Genomic DNA, 4,693 nt, shown 5'->3' with positions numbered 1-4,693 from the left:
GTAAAGTATTTTAATAAACTAAGTACAAATGATTTTATAGAAAAACAGCCAGTAAATCAATGTCATATTTTTTATATCATCAATGATTTGAAAGGGATTTAAAACTCTACACTTGTAATTGCTAACTTTGCAAAGCAGCAAAATATAAATACGAATTATAGAATTAAAGCTTAAAACAAGTACTATGTTTAAGAAAAATCAACTGTTGGAATACTTAAAACAATACAATTTATTTACAGATAGTGAAATAAATGAATTTATAAGTTTAGCGACTATTTCTACGATAAAAAAAGGAGATTTTTTCATTAAACAAGATGAAATCTGTACCACGCTTTCCTTCGTGAATTTTGGTATTTTTCGATCATTTTATTATTCTAATAATGACGAAGAAATAACCTATTGTTTTACCTTTCCTAATACATTATTAGTGGCTTATTCTTCATTTATTACACAGAATAAATCAGAAGAAAATTTACAAGCTTTAACCGATTCTGAAATAATTTCAATTTCAAAAAACACATTAGAAAACCTTGCGAAATCAAACAATAAATGGTTGAATTTTTTAAAAATAATTGCTGAAAAAGAATATGTTGAACTCGAAAAATGGATATTTAATCATCAAAAATCCAACGCCCAAAAACGATATGTAGATTTGATAAACAACTATCCACAATTTGTACAACAAATTCCACTTCACTATATAGCGTCCTATCTTGGAATTACTCAAAGACATTTAAGTAGAATAAGAGCATCGATTTAATTATTAGACAAATGTCCTACGCGCTTAGAAGGGCAGGAGTGTAATTTTGCACTTCAAATTAAAAATAATTAAATATATGAAAACAGTAATTTTAATAGGTGCTAATGGGAAAATGGGGAAAGCAGCACTTACAGGTTTAGGAAAACACAAAGTGATTACAGCAGGTCGCTCTCAAGACGGTTGTGACTTCCAAGTTGACATTACTAGTGAAGAATCTTTAAGGAAATTATTTAAAGAAGTAGGTCATTTTGATGCGGTTGTTAATACAGTTGGTGTTTGTGAATATGCAACCTTCGAGGAAATGACAGAAGCCCAATGGATAAGTACAGTTATGAGTAAAATGATGGGGCAAATCAACATTGTTAGAATAGGTCAGGAATACATTGCTGATAAAGGTTCCTTTACGCTTATTACAGGTATACTAAATTTAAAGCCTATTCCTTTTGCCATTGCAGATGCAACAACGAGTGGTGCCATTGATACCTTTGTAAAATGTGTAGCCTTCGAAATGCCAAGAGGTATTCGTGTAAATTCAGTAAATCCAACAGTTTTAGCGGAGGCTTGGGATGTTTACGGTGATATGATGCCAGGATTTCAACCTGTACCTAGTGCATTGGTTGGTAAAGCTTTTGAACGTTCGGTTGATGGGTTTATTACTGGTCAAGTGATCCTTGTGGATGCATAATTAACAAAAATTACAGCATATAGTCTTTTCAAAAAAGAAATTGACTATATGCTGTTTATTATAAAATAAAAAGAAAAATGGAATTAAAACTTTACCAAATTGACGCATTTACAGATACCATTTTTGGTGGAAATCCTGCTTGTGTGGTGCCTCTTGACAATTGGTTATCAGACGACATTTTGTTGAAAATAACTAAAGAAAATGCCGTTGCAGAAACCGCTTTTTTTGTAGATAAAGGAGAAAAAATCCATTTGCGATGGTTTACGCCAGAAATTGAAATGGATTTATGCGGTCACGCCACACTTGCAACAGCACATTGCTTAAAGACAATTTTAGATTACAAAAAAGATGAAATTGTTTTCGAAACATTAAGTGGCGACTTAATTGTTAAAGTTGAAGATGGACTATACAAAATGGACTTCCCATCAAGAATGCCTATTGCAGATACTTTACCCGAGACAATTTCAAAATCTTTAAATATCCAACCTAGGGAAATTTTAAAATCAAGAGACTATGTTTTGGTTTATGAAAACGAAACAGCAATTAGAAATATTAAAATTGATCGACAATTGTTTGACCAAATCAACCTTGATCCAGGCGGAATAATTGTAACAGCAATTGGAGATGACTGTGATTTCGTTTCTCGTTTTTTCACACCACAAGCCTCCATTTTAGAAGATCCTGTAACAGGTTCTGCTCATTGTTCTTTGGTGCCATTTTGGTCAAAAAGACTTGATAAAAAAGTACTTTATGGGCAACAAGTTTCGGAACGAATGGGCAAATTATATTGTGAAGACAAAGGTGACCGAGTTATTATTAGCGGAACAGCAAAAACCTATTCTGTTGGGAACTTTTGGATAGAATAATAAAAATTATTGCAAAAAGATATAACCATCAAAGAAAAAAAATCAAATAAAATATATGAAAAATACTTTTAACAACAGTTTGAATGCTTGCAAGATAAGTGATACTGACTCCGGATTTCGTCTTGTAGCAAATGCTAAAACTGATTTCATTTGCAAATACAAAGAAGCTATAATTGATGATGCTTCTTTTTTTTATACCGAAAAAACTGGTGATTTTACCATCAAAGCGGAAGTTGAAACAAAAGGAAACTTTAGCTACGACGCAGCTTTCTTGATGGTGAGAGAAACGGAAACCCGATGGATAAAATTAGCAGTTGAACTAGGCGTTGACACAATGTACAATGTGGTTTCTGTAATCACAGATAATTGGTCGGATGACGCCAATGGTGAATTACTCCCATCCAATAAATGTTGGTTGCGTATAACTCGTAAAGGTGATTTTTGGGGACTTCATTATTCAGTCAATGGTCAACAATGGCGATTTGTTCGTTGTTTTGGATTAGACCTTTCTTCCACTGTAAAAGTTGGATTTGGAATACAAGCACCTTTAGGAGATAAATGCGAAGGAAAATTGGATTTTATTACCATATCCAACGAAAGTGTTAAAAACTTTAGAGATGGTAATTAAAACAGTCACAAAGTAAACATAGGCAATCATCTATTAAATTAGTTTATTTGCCCTAATAATTCAAAATCAAAATGAACTTTCAAATACAAAATAGCAACAGTAACGACACAGACGAAATTTTTCGTTTATACAAAATCGCGACCGATTTTCAGAAGACAAGATTTACCAGCCATTGGCCAGAATTTGATAGAGAACTTATTGAAACTGAAATTTTAGAAAACAGACAATGGAAAATAGTTGCAGAGGGTAAAATTGCTTGTGTGTGGGCGACAACTTTTGATGATCCGCAAATTTGGGAGGAACGTAACGAAGATCCAGCTGTTTACATTCACCGTATTGCAACCAATCCTGATTTTCGCGGACAAAATTTAGTGGGCAAAATTGTAGAATGGGCAAAGAATTATGCCAAAGAAAATCAAAAACAATTCATAAGAATGGATACAGTTGGCGATAATTCAGGGTTAATTAATCACTACACAAGATGTGGCTTTGAGTTTTTAGGTTTATTGAAACTTAGAAACACTGAAGGACTTCCAGCACATTATGACAACGCAACAGTAAGTTTATTTCAAATTGACGTGAGCTCTAAATAAAAAATAAGGAATCTCAAATGCATTGATTTTTAACACGTTACTAAAACCACTTCCAAAAGATCCCGTATTTTTTTGACAATTTAGAAGAAGCTTACAAAACACGTTCTCCCGATCTCTATTTTTAAAATAATAGTATATTTGATCAGCGTTGCTGTTCAAGCAAACAAAGCATTTGATAAAATCTAATTTTAATAATCCTAAAAATGACAGGACCTGATAAGGATAGTGTTTTTCCTCTAGCCAACTACGACCGCTTGTGTTTTTTAAAAAATACAATCACAAATCCGAACATCATCGTAGGCGATTATACATATTATGATGACTTCGAAGATGTGTCTAATTTTGAAAAAAATGTAAAATACCATTTCGATTTTATTAGAGACCAATTAATTATAGGCAAATTTTGTATGATTGCTTCTGATGTAAAATTCATAATGAATGGGGCAAATCACCTCTCAAAATCAATAAGTTCTTATCCCTTTGCAATATTTGGAGAGGATTGGAAAAATGCCATGGAAGGAAAACAGTATCCAAATAAAGGAAATACAGAGATAGGAAACGATGTCTGGATTGGGTATAATTCGACTATAATGCCTGGAATAAAAATAGGTGACGGGGCGATAATTGCATCTAATTCGACGGTAACTAGAAATGTAGAACCCTACTCCATTGTTGGAGGGAACCCCGCAAATGAGATAAAAAAAAGATTTACAAAAGAACAAATTGAAAAATTGTTAGCAATACAATGGTGGAATTGGGATATTGAAAAAATTACTAAAAACATTCAAAATCTTACTGATGATAAAATTGACTTGTTTATAAATTCGGCAAATAACCTTGAGCTGTAAATTCAAATATGTTTATTAAAATGACTACAACTATTTTTGATTATACCAAAAGACATAAAAAAACAACCCTAATCTTATTTTTATATTTAATTTGGTGGAGTTTCATTTTTTATTTCTTTCACAACATGGATTCGTTACTATCAAAACCAATGTGTGGCGCAGCAGGAGCTGGATTATTAATGATGGTTGTGGGACCTTTTTTAGCCTGCCTATTAACTTCATTTTTATTTGCAATTTGTAGCAAAGGGCAAAATAAAAAAGACTATTTTATTGCTTTTTTTATAGTCTTAATTCCGTTTTTTGTTGCTATAGT

The 4,693-nt window shown here is 32.3% G+C and carries 7 protein-coding genes; all 7 read left to right on the top strand.

Annotation, left to right across the window (positions count from 1 at the left end; genetic code table 11):
• Positions 1 to 184 precede the first annotated feature (184 nt).
• Entirely contained in the window at positions 185 to 760 is a 576-nt protein-coding gene (locus FPG59_RS14035) for a Crp/Fnr family transcriptional regulator (RefSeq protein ID WP_254906715.1), read from the top strand.
• A gap of 76 nt (positions 761 to 836) precedes the next feature.
• Entirely contained in the window at positions 837 to 1,445 is a 609-nt protein-coding gene (locus FPG59_RS14030) for a short chain dehydrogenase (RefSeq protein WP_086455205.1), read from the top strand.
• A gap of 77 nt (positions 1,446 to 1,522) precedes the next feature.
• Positions 1,523 to 2,311, top strand: a complete 789-nt coding sequence (locus FPG59_RS14025; RefSeq protein ID WP_086455204.1) for a PhzF family phenazine biosynthesis protein — start codon at positions 1,523 to 1,525, stop codon at positions 2,309 to 2,311.
• A gap of 55 nt (positions 2,312 to 2,366) precedes the next feature.
• Positions 2,367 to 2,939, top strand: coding sequence for a DUF1349 domain-containing protein (locus FPG59_RS14020; RefSeq protein ID WP_086455203.1), 573 nt, complete (start codon positions 2,367 to 2,369; stop codon positions 2,937 to 2,939).
• Between the two features lie 71 nt (positions 2,940 to 3,010).
• A complete protein-coding gene (locus tag FPG59_RS14015; protein WP_086455202.1) occupies positions 3,011 to 3,532 on the top strand; it encodes an N-acetyltransferase in 522 nt (173 codons plus the stop codon).
• A 203-nt stretch (positions 3,533 to 3,735) separates the two neighbouring features.
• A complete protein-coding gene (locus FPG59_RS14010; RefSeq protein ID WP_086455201.1) occupies positions 3,736 to 4,380 on the top strand; it encodes a CatB-related O-acetyltransferase in 645 nt (214 codons plus the stop codon).
• A gap of 20 nt (positions 4,381 to 4,400) precedes the next feature.
• Positions 4,401 to 4,693 (top strand): hypothetical protein (locus FPG59_RS16695; RefSeq protein WP_176330755.1); only part of this gene is annotated, 293 nt, incomplete at its 3' end.

Origin of the sequence: Flavobacterium sp. FPG59, from assembly GCF_002150205.1 — a bacterium.
Classification (GTDB): Bacteria; Bacteroidota; Bacteroidia; order Flavobacteriales; family Flavobacteriaceae; genus Flavobacterium.
Note: the sequence above shows the minus strand (reverse complement) of the source record. Positions and strands in the feature narration are given on the sequence as shown.